The sequence below is a fragment of the Simplicispira lacusdiani genome (assembly GCF_003604195.1).
In the GTDB taxonomy this organism is placed as follows: domain Bacteria; phylum Pseudomonadota; class Gammaproteobacteria; order Burkholderiales; family Burkholderiaceae_C; genus Simplicispira; species Simplicispira lacusdiani.
In genome coordinates, this window is sequence record NZ_QXGR01000001.1 from 93282 (window position 1) to 118412 (window position 25131).

Sequence of the window (25131 nt, forward strand, 5' to 3'; positions counted from 1 at the left end):
AACAGACTCTATAACTCATTTTTTGATAGCTGCTGGCGCTTGCCCATCAAGCGCTAACGCCTCATTTCATGCATAAACCCCTGCCCGTGCTGGCCCTGCTGTTCAACGCCTTTGTCTGGGGCGTCTCGTGGTGGCCGTTCCGCGTGCTGCACGAGGCCGGCCTGCACCCGCTGTGGGCCACGGCGCTGATGTACGCGCTGGCCCTGTGCCTGCTGCGGGCGCTGCGCCCGGGCATCTGGCGCACGGTGCGCGAGCACCCGGGGCTGTGGCTGCTGGCGCTGGCCTCGGGGCTCACCAACGTGGGCTTCAACTGGGCCGTGACGGTGGGCGACGTGGTGCGCGTGGTGCTGCTGTTCTACCTCATGCCCGCCTGGTCGGTGCTGCTGGCCTGGCGCCTGCTGGGCGAGGTGCCCACGCCGCTGGCGCTGCTGCGCCTGGCGCTGGCCTTCGGCGGCGTGGCGCTCGTGGTGCTGCCACCGGGCATGCCGCTGGCGCGGCTGGCCGAAGGCCTGTCGGGCGCCGACCTGCTGGCCCTGGGCGGCGGCTTCGCGTTCGCGCTGACCAATGTCACGCTGCGGCGCCTGCGCGGCGCGCCCGACGAGGCGCGCATGGCCGCCATGTTCGGCGGTGGCGCCGCCCTGGCGGCGCTGACCGCCGTGCTCGGCATGGCGGCGGGCAGCATCGCGCCACCGCCCACCGCGATCGGCATCTGGATGCTCGTTGCGCTGGGGCTCACGGGCGCCTTCCTGCTCAGCAACCTGGCGCTGCAGTTCGGCGCGGCGCGCCTGGCCGCCGGCACCACGGCGCTGGTGATGCTGACCGAGGTGGTGTTCGCCAGCGTCTCGTCGTGGTGGCTGGACGCCGCGCAGCTTGCTCCGCGCACGCTGGCGGGCGGCGCGCTCATCATGCTGGCGGCGGTGCTGGCCATCCTGCCGCACCGCCAGGGACGCGGCGCGGCGCACTGATCAGCCGCCGAGCACGGCCTCGTAGACCGCGAGGTCGTGGGCGGAAAAACAGCAGAAGATGACCTCGCGCAACGGCGTATCGGCAGCGAGCGCGTCGCGCACCGTGGCCACGGCCACGCGCGCGGCCGGCTCGAAGGGGTAGCCATAGACCCCGGTGCTGATGCAGGGAAAGGCCAGCGTGGCCGCGCCGTGCGCCACGGCCAGCGCGATGCTGCGGCGGTAGCAGGAGGCCAGCAGGGCGGGCTCGCCATGGCCTCCGCCGCGCCACACCGGGCCCACGGTGTGGATGACATGCCGCGCCGGCAGGCCGAAGCCCGGCGTGATCTTGGCGTCGCCGGTGGCGCAGCCGCCCAGCAGGCGGCAGGCCGCGAGCAGTTCCGGCCCGGCGGCGCGGTGGATGGCGCCATCGACCCCGCCGCCGCCCAGCAGCGTGGTGTTGGCGGCGTTGACGATGGTATCGACCGGCAGTTGCGTGATGTCGGCCTGCAGTGCGCGCAAGAGGGGGGTCATGACAGGGGCTCCCGTGCGGTCCATGGCAGCGCGCACGGTAGCACGGCGGAACCGCTACGATGCGGTTTTACCCCGGCGGAGCATTCCATGAGCAGCGTCTACGACTTCGAAGCCCAGCGGATCGATGGCACCCTGGTGCCCCTGCGCCAGTACGAAGGCCAGGTGCTGCTGATCGTCAACACCGCGAGCGCCTGCGGCTTCACGCCGCAGTTCGGCGGCCTGGAGGCGCTGCACCAGCAGTACGGCGGCCAGGGCCTGGTGGTGCTGGGCTTTCCGTGCAACCAGTTCGGCCAGCAGGACCCCGGCAGCAATGGCGAGATCGCCAGCTTCTGCCAGCTCAACTACGGCGTGAGCTTTCCGATGATGGCCAAGATCGACGTCAACGGCCAGGACGCCAGCCCGCTCTACCGCTGGCTCGTGGCCGAGGCGCCCGGCCTGCTGGGCAGCAAGGCCATCAAGTGGAACTTCACCAAGTTCCTCGTCGGCAAGGACGGCCAGGTGATCCGCCGCTACGCGCCACAGGACGAGCCGAAGAAGCTGGCCCGCGACATCGAGGCCGCGCTGGCGGCCTGAGAGGCTGAGCGTCTATGGCCTCCGCCCCCCTTTTCTCCTTCACGCTTTCCCACCGCCCATGATCATCAACTGCGTCGCCTACGACAACGGCCGCAAGCTCGCCGACATTCCCGTGGACGACATCAGCGACTGGCTGCGGCGCCCGGACTGCTTTGTCTGGGTCGCCCTGCGCGACCCCTCGGCCGAGGAGCTGGCGCAGATGCAGCAGGAATTCGGCCTGCACGAACTGGCCGTGGAGGATGCGCGCAAGGGCCACCAGCGGCCCAAGATCGAGGAATACGGCGACACGCTCTTCGTCGTGCTGCACCTGCTCGAACCGGGCGAGGACACGGTGCAGGTGGGCGAAGTGGCGATCTTCGTCGGCCACAACTTCGTGCTGTCGGTGCGCACGCGCAGCAACCAGGGCTTCCTGGGCGTGCGCGAGCGCTGCGAGCGCGAGCCGCTGCTGCTGCGCCATGGCGCGGGCTTCGTGCTCTATGCGCTGATGGACGCCGTGGTGGACCGCTACTTCCCGCTGCTCGACGCGTTCGAGAGCGAGCTGGACGAGATCGAGGGCCAGATCTTCGAGCGCGGCGCGGCGCGCGGCAACATCGAGCGGCTGTACGCGCTCAAGCGCCGTACCTCGTTGCTGCGCCACGCCGCCGGCCCGCTGCTGGAGGTGGCGGGCAAGCTGCACGGCGGGCGCGTGCCCGAGGTCTGCACCGGCGCGCAGGAATACTTCCGCGACGTGCACGACCACCTGGCGCGCATACAGGGCGGCATCGACGCGGTGCGCGACACCATCGGCACGGCCATCCAGGTCAACCTGTCCATGGTGACCATCGAGGAATCGGAAACCACCAAGCGCCTGGCGGCCTGGGCGGCGATCTTCGCCGTTTCCACGGCGCTGGCGGGCATCTGGGGCATGAACTTCGAGCACATGCCCGAGCTGAAATGGGCCTTCGGCTACCCCATGGCGCTGGCGGTGATCTTCAGCGCCGGGGCCGTGCTCTACTGGCGCTTCCGCAAGACGGGCTGGCTGTAGGCCTCAAGCCAAAAACGACTCAATCCTTCTGCCACAAAGCGCCAACAGCTCTCTTTTCAGGAGCAAAAACCCGCGCTCACACGCCAGGCGCGGCCACCGCCCGGCGCTGGCGCGCGCCCGCGAGGGTGCGCGTGACGGTGCGCGGGTCCATGCCGTACATGTCGGCGAACGCCTCCAGGCTCTGGCCGCTGGCCTCGAAGGCGCGCAGCAGGGCCTCGTCGCGCGCGCTGCGCTCGGCCAGCTCGGCGAAGGCCTCGTCGAGCAGCGCATTGGCGGCCTCGTCGCGCGTGCGCACGCGCTCGGCGTATTCCTCGCGCGTGAGGCCGCTGGCCTCGAAGTTGCGCACGATGCGCGCGCGCAGCTTGGCCGCCAGATCGTCCGGGCCACGGCCCTGGCGGCGGCGGTAGGTCTCCAGCAGCGCATGGTGCACATGCTCGGGCGCCATGGGCTCGACGGGCTGGCCCTGCAGGTCGTGGCGCTGCAGCCCGGCGGCCACGCATTGCAGATAGCGCGTGGAGCGGGTGTGGATGCCCAGCGCGGCCTTGAGCGCCTCGCGCTCGAAGGCCTCGGGGTGGGCGGCCAGCAGATCCTGGAAGATGCCGCGCTTGAGCGGCAGGAAGGTGGCGCCAAAGAGCTGGGGGTACAGCTCGGCGAGCTTCTCCAGCGCGGGCGGCACCGGGCGCTGGGCACGGCGCTGCGGTGCCTGCGCGGGCGCGGCGGCATCGGCGCTCTTGCGGGCTCGGCCGCCCCGGCGGGGCCGCCCGGAGCGGGGCTGCGCCACGGGAGCGTCGGCCTGCGGCGCGGCGGGCGCCGGGGTCGTGGAAAGGGGGGTGGCAGCGTCGGCGCCGGGCACGGAATCGGTCATGGAATAGGGAAAGCGATCGGGATCAACCCCGGATCATGCCAGCCTTGGGCGCCACCCCGCCACGGGGGTGGCTTTGGCAGGGCGGCAGGCGCTCAATCGGCCAGCGCCTCGTCGAGCACCTGCACCCAATGGCGCACGGGGGTCTGCGTGCCGCTTTGCAGGTGCGTGATGCAGCCGATATTGGCCGAGGTGATCACCGTGGGCTGCAGCGCGCCGAGGTGCCCGAGCTTGCGGTCGCGCAGCTGGCCCGACAGTTCGGCCTGCAGCACCGAGTAGGTGCCGGCCGAGCCGCAGCACAGGTGGGATTCGTTCGCGGTGAGGCGCACGTCGAAGCCCAGCGCGCGCAGGTGCTGCTCGACACCGCCGCGCAGCTTCTGGCCATGCTGCAGCGTGCAGGGCGGGTGGAAGGCGACCACGCCCTGGGGCACGTTGCGCAGGCGGCCCTGCAGGGCCGGAGCAATGTCGGGCAGCAGTTCGGAGAGGTCGCGCGTGAGGGCGCTGATGCGCGCGGCCTTGCCGGCGTATGCGGGGTCGTGCCGCAGCAGATGGCCGTATTCCTTGACGGTGACGCCGCAGCCCGAGGCGTTCATGACGATGGCCTCGACCTCGCCCTTTTCCACCCAGGGCCACCAGGCGTCGATGTTGGCGCGCATCTGCGCCAGGCCGCCGTCCTGGTCGTTGAGGTGGAACTTGACGGCGCCGCAGCAGCCCGCCTCGCGCGCCACGACGGTCTGGATGCCCGCCGCATCAAGCACGCGCACCGTGGCGCTGTTGATGCCCGGCATCATGGCGGGCTGCACGCAGCCCTCCAGCATCAGCACCTTGCGCGCGTGCTGGCGCGCGGGCAGCGCGCCCGGCGCCTCGGGCGCGGGCACCTTGGCGCGCAGGCCGGCGGGCAGCAGGCCGCGCACCGCCTGGCCCACCTTCATGGCCGGGCCGAACACGGGCGAGGGCAGGCCTTCCTTGAGCGCCCAGCGCAGGGCGCGCTCGCCCACCGGGCGCGGCACCTTCTCGTCCACGATCTTGCGGCCGATGTCCACCAGGTGGCCGTACTGCACGCCGCTGGGGCAGGTGCTCTCGCAATTGCGGCAGGTGAGGCAACGGTCCAGGTGCAGTTGCGTGCTGCGCGTGGGCTGCGCGCCTTCGAGCACCTGCTTGATGAGGTAGATGCGGCCGCGCGGGCCATCGAGCTCGTCGCCCAGCAGCTGGTAGGTGGGGCAGGTGGCGGTGCAGAAGCCGCAGTGCACGCATTTGCGCAGGATGGCTTCGGCCTCGATGCCTTCGGGCGTGCCTTGGAATTCGGGGGCCAGTTGGGTTTGCATGGGAAATCCGGGAGCGGAAGGTCAGGGTGCCGGCGGCGCGTGCCGGGAGGGGTTCGAAGGCGCGCCCTGCGCCGCGCGCCGGCCCTGCGAGCGCAGGCGGGCCCGGTCGATCCACAGCGGGGGCAGCGACAGCGCGAACAGGATCAGCGCCAGCGGCACCACGAAGACAAAGCCGAGGTGCTTGAACCCGGCCGCGCCGGCGATGCCGCCGACCAGGAACATGCCCAGCAGCCCGGCGAACAGGCCCGCGCGCTGGCGGTTGGCCCGCACCTGCTGCCCAGGCGGGCGGCCGCTGCGGTTCCAGTAGAGCATCTTGCCCAGTTCGATGCCCAGGTCGGTGACCACGCCGGTCATGTGCGTGGTGCGGATCTGCGACGAGGACATCTTGCTCACCGTGGCGTTCTGCAGCCCCATGATGAAGGACAACAGCAGCACGGTGGCGGGCACGGCGAACGGCGTGCGCCAGTCGAGCGTGACCGCGCCCACCAGGCCGAACACCAGCATCAGCAGCGCCACGATGAGCAGCGGCAGCGCATAGGTGCTGTGCAGCCGGCGCTGCAGCGCCCAGTTCACCAGGATGGCGGTGAGCGCCGCCCCGCTGATGAAGGCCAGCAGCGCGCCCACGGCGCCGAGCACCAGCACCATGTTGCCCAGCACGAGGTTGTCCGCCAGCATGGAGATGAAACCCGTCATGTGCGAGGTGTAGAGCTTGACCACCAGGAAGCCGCCCGCGTTCACCGCGCCTGCGTTGAAGGCCAGCAGCAGGCCCAGGCGCCGGTTGCTGTCTACCGTGCGGTGCTGGCCGGTGAGGTGGCGGAAGCGGCGCATGTCAGCCGGCCATGCGGCCCGGGTTGAAGATGCCGGCCGGGTCGAAACTCTGGCGCAGGCGGGCGTGGATGGCGCGCAGCGCCGGCGGCATCGCATCCATCTCGGCCGTGGCGCCCGCCGGCTGGTCGCCAGCCGCTCTGAAAAATGAAGCGCTGCCGCCCGCCTGGCGGGCCGCTTCACGCAGCGCCGGGCCCTGGTCCGGCGTGGCCAGCACCCAGCGCAGCGCGCCGTGCCATTCGACCAGCGGGGGCGCCACGCCGGCCGGCAGCGCCAGCGCGGGTGCCGTGGCCGGCACCGACAGGCGCCAGAGGTCCTGTCCGGCCTGCCGGCCGGCGGTGAACCAGGGCAGTGTGTGATCCCGGCAGGCGTCCCAGTCGGCGCCGGCGTCGGGCTGGCGCTCGCCGCCCATGGCGCGGCAGGCGGATTCGACGGCGGCCACGGCGCCGCGCAGGCGCACATAGAGAGTGTCCATGCCGGCGTCGTGCACCCAGCAGCTCGCGTTGAGCGGCAGCGGCTGGCCGCCCCAGGCCTGCAGGCGGCGCAGCGCCTCGGCCTGGCCCAGTTCAAACCGCAGCGTGGCCTCGGCCGGCGCCACGGGCAGCACCTTGAGGCTGACCTCGGTGAGCACGCCGAGCTGGCCCCAGGCACCCGCCATGAGGCGCGAGACGTCGTAGCCCGCCACGTTCTTCATCACCTGGCCGCCGAAAGCCAGGTGCTCGGCCCGGCCGTTGATGAGCTTGAGGCCCAGCACGTAGTCGCGCACCGCGCCCACGCTGGCGCGCGCCGGGCCCGACAGCCCCGCAGCCACCATGCCGCCCACGGTGCCCCCCGGGCCGAAGCGCGGGGGCTCGAAGGGCAGGCACTGGCGCTGCGCCGCCAGCGCCGCCTCCAGCTCGGCCAGCGGCGTGCCCGCGCGCACGGTGACCACGAGTTCGCTGGGCTCGTAGGCCACGATGCCGGCGTGGGCGCGCGTGTCGAGTGGCTCGCCCTGCGCCGCCGCGCCATGAAAATCCTTGCTGCCGCCGCCACGGATGCGCAGCGGGGCCTGGCGCGCCGCTGCGGCGCGCACCTGTTCGATCAGGGAATGAAGGGCGCTTTCCATAGCCTTGCATGGTAAGCCTTGGTGCCCGGCCACGCACCACCGCCCCATGGGCGGGCCGCATGAATTTTCTGCACGGCTGGCGTGAGCTTTTCGGGACGGCAGGCTGTCACGCTCTCAAGCCCCCGGTTTGCTACTAAATCAATAGCTATTGGCGACCTATCCATGGGGTTGGAGCACCGATTTCTTTGAATGCAGACAAAAAAGGCCCGCCAGGGGCGGGCCAAGGTACCAGGGAGTCGCGGGTTTCGGTCGCCGGCCGTGGCGCCACCAGACACCCCGGCCGGCATCGCGGGTCAGCGGGTGTAGGCCGCTTCGCCGTGGGAGGTGATGTCCAGGCCTTCGCGCTCGGCTTCCTCGCTCACGCGCAGGCCCACCAGCACATCGGCAACCTTGTAGGAGAGGAAGGCCACGACGGCGGACCAGACCAGGGTGATGAGCACGCTCTTGGTCTGGATCCAGACCTGTGCGCCCATGGAGAAGGTGTCGGGCGTCAGGCCGCCGGTGCCACCCAGGCCTTGCGAGGCGAACACACCGGTCAGGATGGCGCCGACGATGCCGCCCACGCCGTGCACGCCGAACACGTCGAACGCATCGTCCACGCCCAGCATGCGCTTGAGGCCGCTGACGCCCCAGAGGCACACCACGCCGGCGATCAGGCCCAGAACGATGGAGCCCATGGGGCCGACGAAGCCGGCGGCCGGCGTGACGGCCACCAGGCCGGCCACGGCACCCGAGGCGGCGCCCAGCATGGAAGCCTTGCCTTTGTGCAGCGCCTCGCCGGCGAGCCAGGACAGCGTGGCGGCCGCCGTGGCCAGCACGGTGTTGACGAAGGCCAGGCCGGCCACGCCGTTGGCGGCGCCGGCCGAGCCGGCGTTGAAGCCGAACCAGCCCACCCACAGCAGCGAGGCGCCCACCATGGTCAGCGTCAGGCTGTGGGGCGTGAGCGCCTCCTTGCCGTAACCGATGCGCTTGCCCACCATGTAGGCACCCACCAGCGCGGCGATACCGGCGTTGATGTGCACCACGGTGCCGCCCGCGAAGTCGAGCGCGCCGTCCTTGGCCAGCAGGCCGCCGCCCCACACCATGTGGGCGATCGGGATGTAGCTCAGCGTGAACCACAGCACCGAGAAGATCAGCACGGCGGAGAACTTGATGCGCTCGGCGAACGCGCCCACGATCAGCGCCACGGTGATGGCCGCGAAGGTGGACTGGAAGGCCACGAACACGTATTCAGGAATGGTCGGCAGCAGGCCCGAGAGGGTGTCGGGAGCGATGCCCTTGAGGAACAGCTTGTCGAGCCCGCCGAAGAACTGGCCTTCGCCGCCGAACGTGAGGCTGTAGCCGTAGAGGGCCCAGAGCACGCTGATGAGAGCGAAGATCACGAACACCTGCACCAGCACGGACAGCATGTTCTTGGCGCGCGCCAGGCCGCCGTAGAACAGGGCCAGGCCGGGGATGGTCATGAGGATGACCAGCAGCGTGGAGGTGAGCATCCACGCCGTGTCGCCCGAGTCGAGCTTGGGCGCGGGCGCTGCGGGGGCGGCCTCGGCGGGGGCCGAAGCGGCGGCTGCGGGCGCGGCCGGGGCAGCGGCCGGCTCGGCCGCCGCCGTGGCGGCCACGGGTTCGGACGCGGCGGGTGCCTGGGCCAGGGACAGGGACCCCGCGCCCAGCAGGCTCAGCCCCAGGAGGAAGGAAGCCAGGAGTTTTTTCATGGCGGTCTCGCTTTCGATGGATGGGTGGTGGGGTCTCAGAGGGCGTCCTGGCCGGTTTCGCCGGTCCGGATGCGCACCACCTGTTCGAGGGCGGAGACGAAGATCTTGCCGTCGCCGATCTTGCCGGTGCGCGCGGCGCCTTCGATGGCCTCGATGACGCGGTCCACCAGGTCGTCGGCGATGGCGGCCTCGATCTTCACCTTGGGCAGGAAGTCCACCACGTACTCGGCGCCCCGGTACAGCTCGGTGTGGCCCTTCTGGCGGCCGAAGCCCTTCACCTCGGTCACCGTGATGCCTTGCACGCCGATGTCCGAGAGCGCCTCGCGCACCTCGTCGAGCTTGAACGGTTTGATGATGGCAGTCACCATTTTCATTTTCAGGTCCTCCTCACAGGGTCTTGGTCAGGGTGACGATCAGGCGCGACTTGTTCACCGGCCCGAAGTACGCTTTCTTGCTGGCGCCGACCACGGCGGCACCCAGCGACAGGCCGCCGCCGAAGTCATAGGCCGCGCCCACGCTGTAATCCATGTAGTTGGGCACGCCCGTGTCCTTGATGTCGCTGGCGAAGCGCGTGAAGCCCACCGAGGCCTTGAGCGTGACCGAGGGCATCACTTCCTGCGCGAACGAGAACGCCAGGTAGCCCGTGTTCGTGCCCTTGCGGCCCGAGCCCGCCTTGGCGCCGGCCCAGCCGAAGTAGTCCTTGGAGACGGTGTGCGAGTACTTCGCCGTCAGCGGGCCCCAGGTGGCGGCGCCGTACAGCTCGGTGGTGTTGCCCGAGGTGTTGCCGGGATAGAGGTAGGCGAGCGCGCCCAGGTCCAGATCCACCTCGCCGGCCTTGAACTTGTAGCCGCCGTACACGTCCATTTCGATGGAGTTGCCGGCCAGCCAGTCCACGCTGGAGTTCCAGTTGCCCACGTACCAGCCCGAGTCACCGAAGGCATAGTCCAGGCCGCCCTGCACCGCCGGCTTCACGGCCTTGACCTTGCTGACATCCTGGTCCTGGCCACGGTACTTGTAGTTGGTGGTCAAGCCCAGGTTGCCGGTGAGCTGGGCGCTGGCCGCCAGGGGCATGGCCGCGACGAGGGCGATGCCCAGGGCCTTGAGGGATGCGTGGTTCATGGGTCCTCCAGTGGAAAAAAAGCTGCGATACCCCCTCTAAGCACGGACCGTGCCACACCGTTCCATGCGCCACCGCAAGGGGGGCACGCCGGTTCACGGCTACATTGGCAGGGCTTGGGCCGGGAGGATGCACCCGGCTGGTGCACGGCCGCCCCCCGGCGCCCCTGGCGCCCGCAAACCGCACTTGTCTGGGGAGAAACACGTTCATGAGTCTTGCTTTGGTGCAAAGCCGTGCCCTGCTGGGGCTGCAGGCGCCCCCGGTCACCGTCGAGGTGCACCTGGCCAACGGCCTGCCCAGCTTCACGCTGGTGGGGCTGGCCGAGGTCGAGGTCAAGGAGGCGCGCGAGCGCGTGCGCTCGGCGCTGCAGAACGCGGGGCTGGAGTTTCCGCACAACAAGCGCATCACCGTGAACCTGGCGCCGGCCGACCTGCCCAAGGATTCGGGCCGCTTCGACCTGCCGATCGCGCTGGGCATCCTGGCCGCCAGCGGGCAGATCGACGCGGCGCGCCTGGCGGGCCATGAGTTCGCCGGGGAACTCTCGCTCTCGGGTGAACTGCGCCCGGTGCGCGGCGCGCTGGCCACCAGCCTGGCGCTGCGCTCGCTGCCCGACGCCGCGCGCCTGGTGCTGCCGCCCGGCAGCGCCGAGGAGGCCGCGCTGGTGCCCGGCGCCCAGGTGTGGCGCGCGCGTCACCTGCTCGACGTGGTGCGCCAGTTCCTGCCCCCGGGCGGCGAACCCGCCGCCGAGGACGGTGGCTGGCAGCGCCTGGACACGCTGCCCCGGCCCGTGGCGGCCCGGTACGCCGACCTGGCCGACGTGAAGGGCCAGGCCGCCGCCCGGCGCGCGCTGGAGATCGCCGCCGCCGGCGGACACAGCCTCTTGCTCTCGGGGCCGCCGGGCTCGGGCAAGTCCATGCTGGCGCAACGTTTTGCCGGCCTGCTGCCGGCGATGAGCGTGGACGAAGCGCTGGAAAGCGCCGCCGTGGCCAGCCTGGCGGACCGCTTCTCACTGGAATCCTGGGCACACCGTCCGACTTGCGCACCGCACCATACAGCCAGCGCGGTGGCGCTGGTCGGTGGTGGTTCACCCCCGCGCCCAGGCGAAATTTCCTTGGCCCACCACGGCGTCTTGTTCCTAGATGAGCTCCCGGAGTTTCCCCGCACGGCGCTGGAGGCGCTGCGCGAGCCGCTGGAGACCGGCCACATCACCATCGCGCGCGCCGCGCGCCGCGCCGAGTTCCCGGCGCGCTTCCAGATGATCGCCGCCATGAACCCCTGCCCCTGCGGCTACCGGGGCTCGCCGCAGCGCGCCTGCCGCTGCACGCCCGACCAGGTGGCGCGCTACCAGGCACGCCTGAGCGGCCCGCTGCTCGACCGCATCGACCTGCACGTGGAAGTGCCCGCCCTGCCACCGCAGGACCTGCTGGGCGCACCGCCCGGCGAACCCAGCGCCGCCGTGCGCGAGCGCGTGGTGGCCGCGCGCGAACGCGCCCACGCGCGCCAGGGCCGCGCCAACCAGGCCCTGCAGGGCCAGGAGATCGACACCCATGTGCGGCTCGAACCGGCCGCCGCGCAGTTCCTGCAGAATGCCGCCGCGCGCCTGGGCTGGTCGGCGCGCGCCACGCACCGCGCGCTGAAGGTGGCGCGCACCATCGCCGACCTGGCGGGCGCCCCGCACACCCAGGTGGCGCATGTGGCCGAGGCCATGCAGTACCGGCGTCCGTAGCCGCTTTCCGGAGTGGTTTGCGCTTTGCGGGACAATACGGGGGATAACCCGCATACCATCGGCCCTTGCCGCGGCAGCTGCGACGTTCTGCGGGCACCGGTTTTTCAACATCCTGCCAATACACCATGAGCGCCTTTCTCGAAGAACGCGTACTGAGCGTCCACCACTGGACCGACCGGCTTTTCAGCTTCACCACCACCCGTGATCCGGCCCTGCGGTTCTCCAACGGGCACTTCACCATGATCGGCCTGAAGGTGAACGACAAGCCGCTGCTGCGGGCCTACAGCATCGTCAGCGCCAACTACGAGGAACACCTGGAGTTCCTGAGCATCAAGGTGCCCGACGGCCCGCTGACCTCGCGCCTGCAGCACATCCAGGTGGGCGACACCATCATCGTCGGCAAGAAGCCCACGGGCACGATCCTGATCGACTACCTGCTGCCCGCCAAGCGCCTGTACATGCTCTCCACGGGCACGGGCCTGGCGCCGTTCATGAGCGTGATCCGCGACCCCGAGACCTACGAGAAGTTCGAGGAGGTCATCCTGGTGCACGGCGTGCGCGAGGTGAAGGAGCTGGCCTACCACGACTACATCACCCAGGAGCTGCCCAAGCACGAGTTCCTCGGCGAACTGGTGAGCAAGCAGCTCAAGTACTACCCCACGGTGACACGCGAACCGTTCAAGAACCAGGGCCGCATCAACCACCTGATCGAGAGCGGCAAGCTGTTCACCGACCTGGGCGTCCCCCCGCTGAACCCGCTGGAAGACCGCGTGATGCTGTGCGGCAGCCCCGAGATGCTGGCCTCGCTCAAGCACATCCTGGAGCAGCGCGACTTCGAAGAGGGCAACACCACCCGGCCCGGCGACTTCGTGATCGAACGGGCCTTCGTCGAAAAATAAACCCGTGGGGGGCCGCGATAATCCGCGCATGTCCGCGCCCCCTGCTTCCCGCTCCCCATCCCCTCGGCCCAAGGAGGACCGCCACTTCGTGACGGCCCTGGCGCGCGGACTGGACGTGCTGGCCTGTTTCCGCTCGGGCGACAAGGCCCTGGGCAACCAGGAAATCGCGCAGCGCTGCAAGCTGCCCAAGTCCACCGTCTCGCGCCTGACCTACACGCTCACGCGGCTGGGCTACCTCATCCATGTCGAGGACATCGGCAAGTACCGCCTGGGCACGGCCACGCTGTCGCTGGGCAGCACCATGCTGGTCCGGCTCGACGTGCGCCAGACGGCCCGGCCGCTGATGCAAGAGCTGGCCGACTTCGCCAAGGCCGAGGTCTCGCTGGGCACGCGCGACCGCTTCTCGATGATCTACGTGGAGAACTGCCGCAGCTCGGCCCTGCTCACGCTGAGCCTGGACGTGGGCTCGCGCATCGCGCTGGCCAGCTCGGCCATCGGACGCGCCTGGCTCGCCGCCATTTCCGAGGACGAGCGCCGCGCCGTGCTGGAACAGCTGCGCGCCCACGACGAGCAGGCCTGGCCCGAGGTGCAGGCCGGCATCGACAAGGCGCTGCAGGACTACCGCAGCCTGGGCGTGGCCTGCTCGTTCGGCGAGTGGCAAAGGAACGTGAACGCCATCGCCCGCGCCTTCCAGCCCGGCGGCGGCCTGCCGCCAATGGTCATCAACTGCGGCGGCCCCTCGTTCAACCTGCCGCCGGAATTCCTGCTGAACGAGGTGCGGCCGCGCCTGGTGGAGATGGTGTCGCGCATCGAGTCGGCGCTGTACCGCTGAGCACGCGGCGCCCGCCGCAGCGGGGCGAGGGGTCTTTGCGCTCCCCGCGCCGGAGCCCCACTTATGATCCCCCGCAAGGAGATCCGGCCATGCCCCCCGTCCGACACCTCTTCGCCGCCACGGACCTCTCGCCAGCCTCGCTGGCGGCCGTGGACCGTGGCTTCCAGATCGCCGCCGCCACCGGGGCCCGCTATACCGTCATGCATGCCCTAGGGCTCGACGCCCTGGGCCCGCTCGCCAACCTGTTGGGCGCGAAGGCTCCGGAGGTCGCGCACAAGGCGCTGGCACGCCAGCACGCCGCCTTGCAGGCCGTCGCCACGGACCCCGCGCGCGCCCAGGGCGTCACCGCCGAGGTGCTGGTCACAGAAGGCATGGCCAGCATGGCCGTGCCGGAGCAAGCCGCGCGCGCGGGTGCGGACCTCATCGTGATCGGCCCCAAGGGGCAGAGCACATTGCGCCACCTGGTCATCGGATCGACCGCCTCGCACCTGCTGCGCAAGAGCCGCTGCACCGTCCTGGTGGCCAAGAACCCGGGGCATGCGCCCTACCGGCGCGCGCTGATTCCGGTCGATTTCTCGCCCGGTTCGGAACAATGCATCCGCCTGGCCCGCGCCATCGCGCCCCAGGCGCACATCGTCCTGCTGCACGTCTTCGACGTGCCCTTCGAGGGCATGCTCGAGTACGCCGGCGTGTCGCAGGACGAGATCCACCGCTACCGCGCCGAGGCGCGCGTGCGCGCGCTCGCGCAGCTGCGGGACCTGGCGGCGCGCGCCGGCCTGGCGGACGGCGACTGCATCACCTGCGTCGAGCACGGCGACGCGGTGCAGCACATCCTGGCGCAGGAGGAGCGCACCGCGTGCGATCTCCTCGTCATGGGCAAGCACGGCACCCATGTGACCGAGGAGCTGCTGCTGGGCAGCGTCACCCACCGGGTGCTCGCGGAATCGCGCTCCGACATGCTGGTCGTGGTGGACCCGCAGGGGCCGGCGCCCGCGCTGGCCTGACCCCAGGCCCCGCATGGATCCGCACCCGGTCCTGGTCTTTCTTGGCGGGCTGGCCGTCGTCCTGCTCGGCGCGGAGCTGATGCTGCGCAGCGCCACGCGCATCGCGGCCCTGCTGGGCATCAGCCCCATCGTCATCGGCCTGACCGTGGTGTCCGTGGGCACCAGCGCGCCCGAGCTGGCCGTGGGCATCACGGCCGCCGCCGAGGGACAAGGGGCGCTCGCGGTGGGCAACATCGCGGGCACCAATATCGTGAACATCCTGCTCATCCTGGGCCTGAGCGCCCTGATGCGCCCGCTGCCGATCCGGCTCATGAGCGTCAGGCTCGACGTGCCCGTGATGATCGCCAGCGCGCTGGCCCTCATCGCCATGGCCTCGGACGGTCGGCTGGGCCCGGCCGAGGGCGCGCTGATGCTGCTGAGCGCCGCCCTCTACACCCTCGCCCTGGTGCATCTGGCACGGCGCGAGAACAGCGCCATGCAGCAGGAATTCACCCAGGAGTTCGGCCGCGCCGCCCTGCGAACCGGCGGCTGGCATCCCGGTGCATGGCTGGCCGTGCTGCTGCTGGCCGGCATCGCCATCACGGTGCTGGGCGCCGAGCTGCTGGTGGCCGGTGCCGTGCGCATCGCCAAGGCCCATGGCGTTTCCGACGCCTTCATCGGCCTGACCATCGTGGCCATCGGCACCTCGGCGCCGGAACTGGTGACCACGCTGCTGTCCACCTGGAAGGGCGACCGCGACGTGGCGATCGGCAACCTGATCGGCAGCAGCATCTACAACATCCTGGTCATCCTCGGGCTCACCCTGCTCGCATCCCCGGACGGGGTGGATGTCAGCCGCGATCTTCTGCTCATCGACCTGCCGCTGGCGGCCCTGGTCGCGCTCGCCGGCCTTCCGGTCTTCCGCAGCGGCCACCAGGTCTCGCGCACCGAGGGAGGACTCTTCGTCGCGGCCTACGGTATTTACCTGATCAGCCTGCTGTGGTTGCGCACCTGAGCCAGGAGAGGACAATCACACCATTCCACGCCCTCGCTGTCCGCCATGAAAACCCTGTCCCGTCGCACCGCCCTGCACCTGCTCCTGGCCCTTGGAGGCGCCGCCGCGCTCCCGGCGCATGCCTCCCTGTCGGGCGAGAAGGTGAGCCTGGACACCGCCCGCGCCGAGGCCGAGGCAGGCCGCGCCCTGCTGGTGGACATCCGCGAGCCGCAGGAGCACGCCACGGGCGTGTCGCGCGTGGCCAAGCTGCTGCCCATGCGCGAGATCGGCGCGCGCCTGGCCGAGATCCCCAAGGACGCGGCAAAGCCCGTGCTGCTGATCTGCAACACGCAGAACCGCTCGCGGGCCGTCTGGCAGGCGCTGCGCGAGCGCGGCTACACCAACGTGCGCTACGTCGAGGGCGGCATGTCGGAATGGGCGCGGCGCGGGCTGCCGCTGGTCCCACCGGCGGCGCGCTGAGCGTCTTTTGTTGCTATTAATTTTATAGCTATTGACGCTTTCCAGTAAAGCGCCAGAGCCCGATTTCATTCAAATCCTCTAGAACCACGCGTCCCGCATGGCCAGCGTGCTGTCGTCCAGGCTGCGCAGCAGCGCGTGCTGGGGCGCGGTGCGCGGCAGCTCCCAATGGAAGAACCAGCGGCAGGCCTGCAGCTTGCCCTGATAGAAGTCCGCGTCCTGCGGCGTGGCGGCCCGCGCCAGCGCGCCGTCGGCGACCACGGCCTGGCGCAGCCAGGTCCAGGCCAGCACGGTGTGGCCAAAGGCTTCGAGGAACACGCTGGCGTTGGCCAGGGCGCGGTCGCCCTCGCCGCGCAGCAGCGGCGTGAGCACGGCCAGCGTGGCCTGCACCTCGCCCCAGGCCGCCTGCAGGGCCTCGGCATGGGCGGCCAGCGCGGGCCGGGCGCGGGCCTGCTCCACGGTGGCCTGCAGCTCGCGGCCGAACAGCGCGATGGCTGCGCCCTGCTGCATCACGGCCTTGCGGCCCAGCAGGTCCAGCGCCTGGATGCCGTGCGTGCCTTCGTGGATCATGTTCAGGCGGTTGTCGCGCCAGAACTGCTCCACCGGGTATTCGCGCGTGTAGCCGTAGCCGCCGTGGATCTGAATGGCCAGGCTGTTGGCCTCCAGGCACCACTGCGCGGGCCAGGATTTGACGATGGGCGTGAGCAGGTCCAGCAACAGGCCGGCCTCGGCGCGGGCGGCCTCGCTCTCGCCGGTGCGCTGCTCGTCCACCAGGCGCGCGGCGTACAGGCCCAGCGCGAAGGCGCCCTCCACGTAGGCCTTCTGCGCCAGCAGCATGCGGCGCACGTCGGCGTGCGCCACCAGCGGCACCTGCGGCTGCAGCGGGTCCTTGGCGGCGGGCGGGCGCCCCTGCAGGCGCTCACGCGCGTACCGCAGCGAGGCCAGATAGCCCCGGTAGCCGTACATCACCGCGCCCATGCCGACGCCGATGCGCGCCTCGTTCATCATGTGGAACATGCAGGCCAGGCCCTGGTGCGGCTGGCCCACGAGTTCGCCCTCGCAGTCGTCCTGGTCGCCGAACGACAGCATGGTGGACGTGGTGCCGCGCCAGCCGGCCTTGTGGATCAGGCCCGACAAGGTGACGTCGTTGCGCGCGCCCAGGCTGCCGTCATCATTGACGCGGAACTTGGGCACGGTGAACAGCGAGATGCCCTTGACCCCGGGCGGCGCGCCGGGGATGCGCGCCAGCACCAGGTGCACGATGTTCTCGCGCAGCTCATGGTCGCCCGCCGAAATGAAGATCTTGCTGCCCTTGATGCGGTACGTGCCGTCGGGCTGCGGCGTGGCGCTGGTGGTCAGGTCCGACAGGCTGGAGCCGGCCTGCGGCTCGGTCAACGCCATGGTGCCGAAGAAGCGGCCCGAGAGCAGCGCGCCGAGGTACTTGCGCTTCTGCGCCTCGGTGCCGAAACGCTCGATCACGTTGGCATTGCCCAGCGTCAGGCCCACATACGAGGTGGTGGCGCCGTTGGCGCTCTTGAACAGCGCCGAGCAGGCCTGCGCCACCACCACGGGCAACTGCATGCCGCCCTGCTCGTAGTCCTTGGTGGGCGCCAGCAGGCCGGCGGCGCAGAAGGCGTCGAGCGCCTCGCGCACCTCGGGGATCATGCGCACGCGGCCGTTTTCGAAGCGGGGCTCGTTCTCGTCCGAGGCGCGGTTGTGCGGCGCGAATTTCTCTTCGGCAATGGCGTGCGCCGTGTCGAGCGCGGCGGCGAAGGTTTCGCGGCTGTGGTCGGCGTGGCGCGGGCGCTGCGCCAGGGCCTCGGCCTGGAGCACCTCGAAGAGCTGGAAGTCGAGGTCGCGGCGGTTGATGAGCAGGGATTCGGGCATGGGGCCTCCGTTATTCTGCATTGCAGAATTTCATGGCAACGCCCCGCCGTGGCGGGGCAGGCGAAAAGAGGAGCCATCGTATGCGTGGCACGCAGCGCCCACAACGGCGGCGAGTTTCGCAGGTGACAGACAGCGCACCGGGCCACCGATAGCATGGAATGGATCAATTTCTGCCATGCAGAACAACCCGTCCCTCCCCTTCCCTCCACCCCCCCATGAGCACCACTTCCTCCCCCACCACCTGCGCAGTGCACGGCCCCGTGGCCGTGGTCACGCTGAACAACCCGCCCGTCAACGGCCTCGGCCACGCCCTGCGCAGTGGCATCGTCGCCGCGCTGGACCAGGCGCTGGCTGACCCGCAGGTGCAGGCCATCGTGCTGACCGGCAGCGCGCGCGCCTTCTCCGGCGGTGCGGATGTGCGCGAGTTCGGCACGCCCAAGGCCGGCCAGGAACCCACGCTGCCCAACGTGATCCGCGCGCTCGACGCCGCCAGCAAGCCCGTGGTGGCGGCCATCGCCGGCGTGTGCCTGGGCGGCGGTCTGGAACTGGCCCTGGGCTGCCACTACCGCGTGGCCCAACCCGACGCCTCGCTCGGCCTGCCCGAGGTGAAGCTGGGCCTGCTGCCCGGCGCGGGCGGCACGCAGCGCCTGCCGCGCCTGATCGGGCTGGAGGACGCCCTGAACATGGTCGTCTCGGGCCAACCCGCGCCGGCCCAGGCCTTCGCCGGCACGCCGCTGGTGCACGCGCTGATCGAGGGCGACCTGGTCGAAGGCGCGGTGGCCTTCGCCGCCCAGGTGGCGGCCCGGGGCGAACCGCTGCCGCGCGCCCGCGATCGGAAGGTCAAGCAACCCAACGCCGACGCCTTCCTGCAGTTCGCGCGCAACACCGTGGCGGCCGCGAGCAAGCCCTTCCCGGCGCCGCTGCAGTGCGTGGAGGCCGTGGCGGCCTCGCTCAAGCCCTTCGACGAAGGCCTGCAGACCGAACGCACGCTGTTCCAGGCGCTGATGCAAACGCCCGAGTCGCGCGCGCTGCGCCATGTGTTCCAGGCCGAGCGCGCCGCGGCCAAGGTGCCCGGCCTGCCCGAGGGCACGCAGCTGCGCCCCATCGCCCGGGTGGGCGTGATCGGCGCCGGCACCATGGGCGGCGGCATCACCATGAACTTCCTCAACGCCGGCATCCCCGTGGTGCTGCTGGAGATGAAGCAGGAGGCGCTGGACCGGGGCCTGGCCACGATCCGCAAGAACTACGAGAACTCCATGAAGAAGGGCAAGCTCAAGCCCGAGCAGGTGGAGCAGCGCATGGGCCTGATCACGCCAACGCTGGAGTACGCCGCGCTGAAGGACGCGGACCTCATCGTTGAGGCCGTGTTCGAGGAAATGGGCGTGAAGGAAACCGTTTTCCGCCAGCTCGACGCCGTGGCCAAGCCGGGCGCCATCCTGGCGTCGAACACCTCGTACCTGGACATCGACCGCATCGCCACCTTCACGCAGCGCCCGCAGGACGTGATCGGCCTGCACTTCTTCAGCCCCGCCAACGTGATGCGCCTGCTGGAGATCGTGCGTGGCGCCCAGACCGCGCCCGACGTGCTGGCCACCAGCCTGGCCTTGGCCAAGCAGATCAAGAAGGTGGCCGTGGTCTCGGGCGTGTGCGACGGCTTCATCGGCAACCGCATGCTGGCGCGCTACGGCGCCGCCGCCCAGGGCCTGATCAACGCGGGCGCCCTGCCCCAGCAGATCGACGGCGCTCTGCAGAAGTTCGGCCTGGCCATGGGACCGTTCCGCATGGGCGACCTCGCGGGCCTCGATATCGGCTGGGCCACGCGCAAGCGCAAGGCCGCCGAGGCGGGCGTGGCAATGCAACCCATCGTGGCCGACAAGCTCTGCGAAGCCGGGCGATTCGGCCAGAAGACCGGCGCGGGCTGGTACCGCTACGAGGCCGGCAACCGCACGCCCCTGCCCGACAGCGTGACAGAGCAGCTCATCGCCGACTACCGCGCCGCCCACGGCATCACGCCGCGCAAGATCAGCGACGAGGAGATCGTCGAGCGCTGCATCTTCGCGCTGGTGAACGAGGGCGCGCGCATCCTGGAGGAAGGCATCGCCGCGCGCGCCTCGGACATCGACCTCGTCTACCTCAACGGCTACGGCTTCCCGCTGCACCGGGGCGGCCCCATGCTGTACGCCGACACCGTGGGCCTGCCCCAGGTGGTGCGCAGCCTGCGCCGCTTCGCCGCCGAGCCGGGCGCCGACGCCTCGTGGCAACCCGCGCCACTGCTCGTGCGCCTGGCCGAAGCCGGCCAGAGCTTCAACTAACACCCCACAGGACAGCACACCATGACAGAAGCAGTGATCGTTTCCACCGCCCGCACCGGCCTGGCCAAGAGCTGGAAGGGCGCCTTCAACATGACCTACGGCCCCACGCTGGGCGGCCATGCCGTGCAGCACGCCGTGGCGCGCGCGGGCATCGACCCGGCCGAGGTCGAGGACGTCATCATGGGCGGTACCTTCGGCGAGGGCACGACCGGCGGCAACGTGGCGCGCCAGATCGCGCTGCGTGCCGGCCTGCCCATCACCACCGGGGGCATGACCATCAACCGGTTCTGCTCCTCGGGTCTGCAGACCATCGCGCTGGCCGCGCAGCGCATCATCGCGGGCGAAGGCCAGGTGTACGTGGCCGGCGGCGTGGAGAGCATCTCCTGCGTGCAGAACGAGGCCAACACCCACATGCGGCGCGACCCCTGGCTGGTCGAGCACAAGCCCGAGATCTACTGGAACATGCTGCAGACCGCCGAGCAGGTGGCCCAGCGCTACGGCATCGGCAAGCAGGCCCAGGACGAGTACGGCGTGCGCAGCCAGCTGCGCGCCGCCGCCGCCCAGGCCGCCGGCCTGTTCAAGGACGAGATCGCTCCCATGACCACCACCATGGGCGTGGTGGACAAGGCCACGGGCCGCATCACCATGAAGGAGGTGACGATAGCCTCCGACGAGGGCATCCGCCCCGACACCACCCTGGAGGCCGTGCAGAAGATCCGCGCCGCCCTGCCCGGCGGCGTGGTCACGGCCGGCAACGCCAGCCAGTTCTCGGACGGTGCCTCGGCCTGCGTGCTGATGGACCGCCAGCTCGCCGAACGGCGCGGCCTGCAGCCCTTGGGCATCTTCCGTGGCTTCGCCGTGGCGGGCTGCGAGCCCGACGAGATGGGCATCGGCCCGGTGTTCGCCGTGCCCAAGCTGCTGGCCAAGGCCGGCCTGAAGGTGGACGACATCGGCCTGTGGGAGCTCAATGAAGCCTTCGCCGTGCAGGTGCTCTACTGCCGCGACAAGCTGGGCATTCCCGACGAGCGGCTCAACGTCAACGGCGGCGCCATCGCCGTGGGCCACCCGTATGGCGTGTCGGGCTCGCGCCTGACGGGCCACGCCCTGATCGAGGGCAAGCGCCGGGGCGTGAAGTACGTGGTGGTCACCATGTGCATCGGCGGCGGCCAGGGCGCGGCCGGTCTTTTCGAAGTGTGCTGACACAACGGCCCCGTCGCGGGCCATGAACAACCAAGGAGCAACAGCAATGAGCGTGAAACAACTTTTTGATCTGACCGGGCAGGTCGCCCTCGTCACCGGCGGCTCGCGCGGCCTGGGCCTGCAGATGGCCGAGGCGCTGGGCGAGATGGGTGCCAAGCTCGCCATCACGGCGCGCAAGGCCGATGAACTGGCGCAGGCCAAGGCCCACCTCGAAGGCCTGGGCTACGAGGTCGAGACCGTGGTCAACGACCTGTCGAAGTTCGACCAGATCCCGGCCATGGTGGACCAGGTGCTGGCGCGCTTCGGCACCATCGACATCCTGGTGAACAACGCCGGCGCCACCTGGGGCGCCAACGCCGAGGACTACCCCGACGCTGCCTGGAACAAGGTGATGGACCTGAACGTGAACGCGCCCTTCTTCCTCTCGCGCGAGGTGGGCAAGCGCGTGATGATCCCCAAGGGCCGGGGCAACATCATCATCACCGCCTCGGTGGCCGCCATCAAGGGCACGCCGCCGGGCATGAACACCATCGCCTACAACACCTCCAAGGCCGCCGCGCTGCATTTCGCGCGCACGCTGGCGTCCGAGTGGGGCCACTACGGCATCCGCGTCAACGCCATCTGCCCGGGCTTCTTCCCGAGCAAGCTGGCCAACGGCCTGATCGAGAAGCTCGGCCCCACGATGGTGGAGCGCACGCCGCTGCGCCGCATCGGCGGTGACGAGGACCTCAAGGGCGCCGTGGTCTTCCTGGCCTCGGACGCGTCGCGCCACATCACCGGGCAGGGCTTGGTGGTGGACGGTGGCGCCAGCCTGATCTGACCGCAAAGGACTACCCATGGATTTCTCCTACTCCCCCAAGGTCATCGATCTGCAGAAGCGCGTCACCGCCTTCATGGAAGAACACATCTACCCCGCCGAGGCCGTGTACCACCACGAGGTGGACGAGAACCGCAAGGCCGGCAATCCCTGGCAACCCACGAAGGTGATGGAGGAACTCAAGGCCAAGGCCAAGGCGGCCGGCCTGTGGAACCTGTTCCTGCCCGAGTCGAAATACGGCGCGGGCCTGACCAACCTGGAATACGCACCGCTGTGCGAGATCATGGGCCGCTCCCACGTGGCGCCCGAGGCCTTCAACTGTTCGGCGCCCGACACCGGCAACATGGAAACCCTGGTGCGCTACGCCACCGAAGAGCAGCAGCAGCGCTGGCTGCTGCCCCTGCTCGACGGCACGATCCGCTCGGCCTTCGCCATGACGGAACCCGCCGTGGCCTCGTCGGACGCGACCAACATCGAGGCGCGCATCGAGCGCGATGGCGATGAGTACGTGATCAACGGCCGCAAGTGGTGGACCTCGGGCGCGCCCGACCCGCGCTGCGAGATCCTGATCTTCATGGGCAAGACCGACCCTGGCCATGCCAGCCGCCACCGCCAGCAGTCCATGATCCTCATCCCCATGAAGACCCCGGGCGTGACCATGGAGCGCGCCCTGCCCGTCTTCGGCTACGACCACGCGCCGCACGGCCATGGCGAGGTCAGCTTTGACAACGTGCGCGTGCCGGTCAGCAACGTGCTGCTCGGCGAGGGCCGGGGCTTCGAGATCGCCCAGGGGCGCTTGGGCCCCGGGCGCATCCACCACTGCATGCGCCTGATCGGCGTGGCCGAGCGCGCGCTCGAACTCATGTGCAAGCGCGCCCTGGGTCGCGTGGCCTTCCACCGCCCCGTGGCCGACCAGGGCGTGACGCGCGAGCGCATCGCCAACGCGCGCATCCTGATCGACCAGGCGCGCTTCCTGGTGCTCAACGCCGCCTACATGATGGACACCGTGGGCAACAAGGTCGCGCAGAAGGAAATCGCCATGATCAAGGTGGCCGCGCCGAGCATGGCCTGCCAGGTGATCGACTGGGCCATGCAGGTGCACGGCGGCGCGGGGGTGAGCGACGACTTCCCGCTCGCCGCCGCATACGCGAGCGCGCGCACGCTGCGCTTCGCCGACGGCCCCGACGAGGTACACCGCAACCAGATCGGCAAGATGGAACTCGCACGCTACATGACCGCCAGCTGAGCACCGCCCATGTCCGACCGCCACTTCGCCCACTGGCCGCGCACGCTGCCGCGCCACCTCACGGTACCGGCCACGCACCTCTACCGCAACATCGAAATCTCGGCCCTGCGCTACCCGGACAAGGCCGCGCTGGTGTTCTACGACTCGGTCATCTCCTACGCCCGGCTTCAGGACGAGACCGAACGCCTGGCGGCCCACCTGCAGCAGGTGTGCGGCGTGCGCAAGGGCGACCGCGTGCTGCTCTACATGCAGAACAGCCCGCAGTTCGTGATCGGCTTCTACGCCATCCTGCGCGCCGACGCGGTGGTGGTGCCGGTCAATCCGATGAACCTCACCGAGGAACTGCGCCACTACGTGAGCGACGCCGGCGCAAGCACCATCCTCGCGCCGCAGGACCTGTTCGCCCAGGTGCGCCCGCTGCTGCGCGAGGGCCTGGCCGCCGCCGCGGCCGACCCCGCAGCGCCCGGCATGCGCCACGCCGTGGTGGCGGCCTACAGCGACTACGCCACCGCGCCCACCGATCTGACGGTGCCCTCTTTCGTCAGCGCACCGCGCGAGCCCGTCACCGAGCCGGGGGCCGTGGCCTGGACGGAGGCGTTGGCAGCCGGCCGCCGCCCCGCACCGATCGAGGCCGGGCCCGACGACCTGGCCGTGATGCCCTACACCTCGGGCACCACGGGCCACCCCAAGGGCTGCATGCACACGCACCGCAGCGTGATGTACAACACCGTCGCCGGCACACAGTGGCTGGGCACGCCGCAGGACGCGGTGTCGCTGGTGGTACTGCCGCTGTTCCACGTCACCGGCATGCAGAACGGCATGAACGGCTCGCTCTACGTGGGCGCCACCATCGTGCTGCTGCCCCGCTGGGACCGCGACGCCGCCGCGCAGCTCATCCAGCGCTACCGCGTAACGGGCACGCAGATGATCGTGACCATGGTGGTGGACCTGCTGTCCAACCCGCGCCTGGCCGAATACGACCTCTCCAGCATCAGCCGCCTGAGCGGCGGCGGCGCGGCCATGCCCGAGGCCGTGGCCACCCGGCTCAAGGAACTGTGCCAGCTCGACTACATCGAGGGCTATGGCATGTCCGAGACCATGGCGCCCACACACATCAACCCGCCCGAGCGCCCCATGAAGCAGTGCCTGGGCATCCCGATCTTCGACGTGGACGCGCGCGTGGTGGACCCGGCCACCTTCGCCGAGCTGCCCCCGGGCGAGGTCGGCGAGATCATCGTGCACGGCCCGCAGGTCATGCAGGGCTACTGGGGCCAGCCCAGCGCCACCGAGGCGGCGTTCATCACGCTGGACGGCAAGCGTTTCCTGCGCACCGGCGACCTGGCGCGCACCGACGAGCATGGCTACTTCTACATGGTGGACCGGCTCAAGCGCATGATCAACGCCAGCGGCTTCAAGGTCTGGCCGGCCGAGGTGGAGGCGCTGATGTACGCCCACCCCGCCATCCAGGAGGTCTGCGTGATCGCCGCGCGCGACGAGCGCCGGGGCGAGACCGTGAAGGCCGTGGTGGTGCTGCGCGACGCCTTCAAGGGCCAGGTGAGCGAGCAGGAGATCGTCGACTGGGCGCACGGCCACATGGCGGCCTACAAGAGCCCGCGCCTGGTGCAGTTCGTGGACAGCCTGCCCAAGTCGGGCACCGGCAAGGTGCAGTGGCGCGCGCTGCAGGACCGCGAGGCGGCCACCCGCTGACCGGGGAAGACCCGCCTTCCGCCAAGGCCGCCC

The 25131-nt window shown here is 70.3% G+C and carries 23 protein-coding genes; 14 read left to right on the forward strand and 9 right to left on the reverse strand.

Annotated features, from left to right (window positions below; all coding sequences use genetic code 11):
- Nucleotides 1–68 precede the first annotated feature (68 nt).
- Entirely contained in the window at nt 69–965 is an 897-nt protein-coding gene (locus tag D8S75_RS00430) for a DMT family transporter (protein ID WP_119963963.1), read from the forward strand.
- Here the strand turns inward: D8S75_RS00430 and D8S75_RS00435 are convergent, their stop codons facing one another.
- Nucleotides 966–1475 (reverse strand): O-acetyl-ADP-ribose deacetylase, encoded by a 510-nt coding sequence (locus tag D8S75_RS00435; protein WP_119963964.1) that lies wholly within the window; start codon nt 1473–1475, stop codon nt 966–968. It abuts the gene before it with no gap.
- An 87-nt stretch (nt 1476–1562) separates the two neighbouring features.
- Here D8S75_RS00435 and D8S75_RS00440 point away from each other — a divergent pair, with 87 nt between their 5' ends.
- Both D8S75_RS00440 and D8S75_RS00445 read left to right on the forward strand, forming a co-directional pair.
- Nucleotides 1563–2048 carry a glutathione peroxidase gene (locus tag D8S75_RS00440; protein WP_119963965.1) on the forward strand — a complete coding sequence of 162 codons (486 nt, stop codon included), beginning with the start codon at nt 1563–1565 and terminating at the stop codon, nt 2046–2048.
- A gap of 58 nt (nt 2049–2106) precedes the next feature.
- Nucleotides 2107–3072 (forward strand): magnesium and cobalt transport protein CorA, encoded by a 966-nt coding sequence (locus tag D8S75_RS00445; protein ID WP_119963966.1) that lies wholly within the window; start codon nt 2107–2109, stop codon nt 3070–3072.
- 76 nt (nt 3073–3148) lie between these two features.
- Here D8S75_RS00445 and D8S75_RS00450 read toward each other — a convergent pair whose 3' ends face one another.
- The 7 genes from D8S75_RS00450 to D8S75_RS00480 all read right to left on the reverse strand — a co-directional run bounded on the left by D8S75_RS00450 (nt 3149) and on the right by D8S75_RS00480 (nt 10020).
- Nucleotides 3149–3937, reverse strand: a complete 789-nt coding sequence (locus D8S75_RS00450) for a ProQ/FINO family protein (protein ID WP_119963967.1) — start codon at nt 3935–3937, stop codon at nt 3149–3151.
- Between the two features lie 92 nt (nt 3938–4029).
- Nucleotides 4030–5259, reverse strand: a complete 1230-nt coding sequence (gene glcF / locus D8S75_RS00455; protein WP_119963968.1) for a glycolate oxidase subunit GlcF — start codon at nt 5257–5259, stop codon at nt 4030–4032.
- Between the two features lie 21 nt (nt 5260–5280).
- A complete protein-coding gene (locus D8S75_RS00460; protein ID WP_119963969.1) occupies nt 5281–6087 on the reverse strand; it encodes a YoaK family protein in 807 nt (268 codons plus the stop codon).
- Nucleotide 6088: 1 nt separating this feature from the next.
- A complete protein-coding gene (glcE, locus tag D8S75_RS00465; protein WP_119963970.1) occupies nt 6089–7189 on the reverse strand; it encodes a glycolate oxidase subunit GlcE in 1101 nt (366 codons plus the stop codon).
- A gap of 293 nt (nt 7190–7482) precedes the next feature.
- Nucleotides 7483–8901, reverse strand: coding sequence for an ammonium transporter (amt, locus tag D8S75_RS00470; protein ID WP_119963971.1), 1419 nt, complete (start codon nt 8899–8901; stop codon nt 7483–7485).
- 35 nt (nt 8902–8936) lie between these two features.
- Nucleotides 8937–9275, reverse strand: coding sequence for a P-II family nitrogen regulator (gene glnK / locus D8S75_RS00475; RefSeq protein ID WP_119963972.1), 339 nt, complete (start codon nt 9273–9275; stop codon nt 8937–8939).
- 13 nt (nt 9276–9288) lie between these two features.
- Nucleotides 9289–10020 carry a TorF family putative porin gene (locus D8S75_RS00480; protein WP_119963973.1) on the reverse strand — a complete coding sequence of 244 codons (732 nt, stop codon included), beginning with the start codon at nt 10018–10020 and terminating at the stop codon, nt 9289–9291.
- A 206-nt stretch (nt 10021–10226) separates the two neighbouring features.
- On the opposite strand from D8S75_RS00480, the gene D8S75_RS00485 reads away from it, so the two are divergent.
- The 6 genes from D8S75_RS00485 (at nt 10227) to D8S75_RS00510 (ending at nt 15932) form a co-directional block, all read left to right on the forward strand.
- Nucleotides 10227–11744, forward strand: a complete 1518-nt coding sequence (locus D8S75_RS00485) for a YifB family Mg chelatase-like AAA ATPase (RefSeq protein ID WP_119963974.1) — start codon at nt 10227–10229, stop codon at nt 11742–11744.
- A gap of 125 nt (nt 11745–11869) precedes the next feature.
- The gene (locus tag D8S75_RS00490) at nt 11870–12643 is read left to right on the forward strand and encodes a ferredoxin--NADP reductase (protein ID WP_119963975.1); all 774 of its coding nucleotides are present in this window, start codon (nt 11870–11872) and stop codon (nt 12641–12643) included.
- Nucleotides 12644–12671: 28 nt separating this feature from the next.
- The gene (locus tag D8S75_RS00495; protein ID WP_119963976.1) at nt 12672–13475 is read left to right on the forward strand and encodes an IclR family transcriptional regulator; all 804 of its coding nucleotides are present in this window, start codon (nt 12672–12674) and stop codon (nt 13473–13475) included.
- 89 nt (nt 13476–13564) lie between these two features.
- Entirely contained in the window at nt 13565–14479 is a 915-nt protein-coding gene (locus tag D8S75_RS00500) for a universal stress protein (protein ID WP_119963977.1), read from the forward strand.
- Nucleotides 14480–14492: 13 nt separating this feature from the next.
- On the forward strand, nt 14493–15473 hold the full coding sequence (locus D8S75_RS00505) for a calcium/sodium antiporter (protein ID WP_119963978.1): 981 nt from the start codon (nt 14493–14495) through the stop codon (nt 15471–15473).
- Nucleotides 15474–15518: 45 nt separating this feature from the next.
- Nucleotides 15519–15932: a rhodanese-like domain-containing protein gene (locus tag D8S75_RS00510; RefSeq protein ID WP_119963979.1), complete on the forward strand. Its 414-nt coding sequence runs from the start codon at nt 15519–15521 to the stop codon at nt 15930–15932.
- 78 nt (nt 15933–16010) lie between these two features.
- On the opposite strand, the gene D8S75_RS00515 is transcribed toward D8S75_RS00510, so the two are convergent.
- The gene (locus D8S75_RS00515; protein WP_119963980.1) at nt 16011–17816 is read right to left on the reverse strand and encodes an acyl-CoA dehydrogenase; all 1806 of its coding nucleotides are present in this window, start codon (nt 17814–17816) and stop codon (nt 16011–16013) included.
- Nucleotides 17817–18031: 215 nt separating this feature from the next.
- Between D8S75_RS00515 and D8S75_RS00520 the strand changes: the two genes are divergently transcribed.
- The 5 genes from D8S75_RS00520 to D8S75_RS00540 are packed head-to-tail and all read left to right on the forward strand — an operon-like array spanning nt 18032 to nt 25098.
- Nucleotides 18032–20128, forward strand: coding sequence for a 3-hydroxyacyl-CoA dehydrogenase NAD-binding domain-containing protein (locus D8S75_RS00520; protein ID WP_119963981.1), 2097 nt, complete (start codon nt 18032–18034; stop codon nt 20126–20128).
- A 21-nt stretch (nt 20129–20149) separates the two neighbouring features.
- Nucleotides 20150–21328, forward strand: coding sequence for an acetyl-CoA C-acyltransferase (locus D8S75_RS00525; protein WP_119963982.1), 1179 nt, complete (start codon nt 20150–20152; stop codon nt 21326–21328).
- Between the two features lie 46 nt (nt 21329–21374).
- Nucleotides 21375–22148 (forward strand): SDR family oxidoreductase, encoded by a 774-nt coding sequence (locus tag D8S75_RS00530; protein WP_119963983.1) that lies wholly within the window; start codon nt 21375–21377, stop codon nt 22146–22148.
- 16 nt (nt 22149–22164) lie between these two features.
- Nucleotides 22165–23391, forward strand: coding sequence for an acyl-CoA dehydrogenase family protein (locus D8S75_RS00535; protein ID WP_119963984.1), 1227 nt, complete (start codon nt 22165–22167; stop codon nt 23389–23391).
- Nucleotides 23392–23400: 9 nt separating this feature from the next.
- Nucleotides 23401–25098 carry a long-chain fatty acid--CoA ligase gene (locus D8S75_RS00540; RefSeq protein WP_119963985.1) on the forward strand — a complete coding sequence of 566 codons (1698 nt, stop codon included), beginning with the start codon at nt 23401–23403 and terminating at the stop codon, nt 25096–25098.
- The last annotated feature ends 33 nt before the right edge of the window (nt 25099–25131 follow it).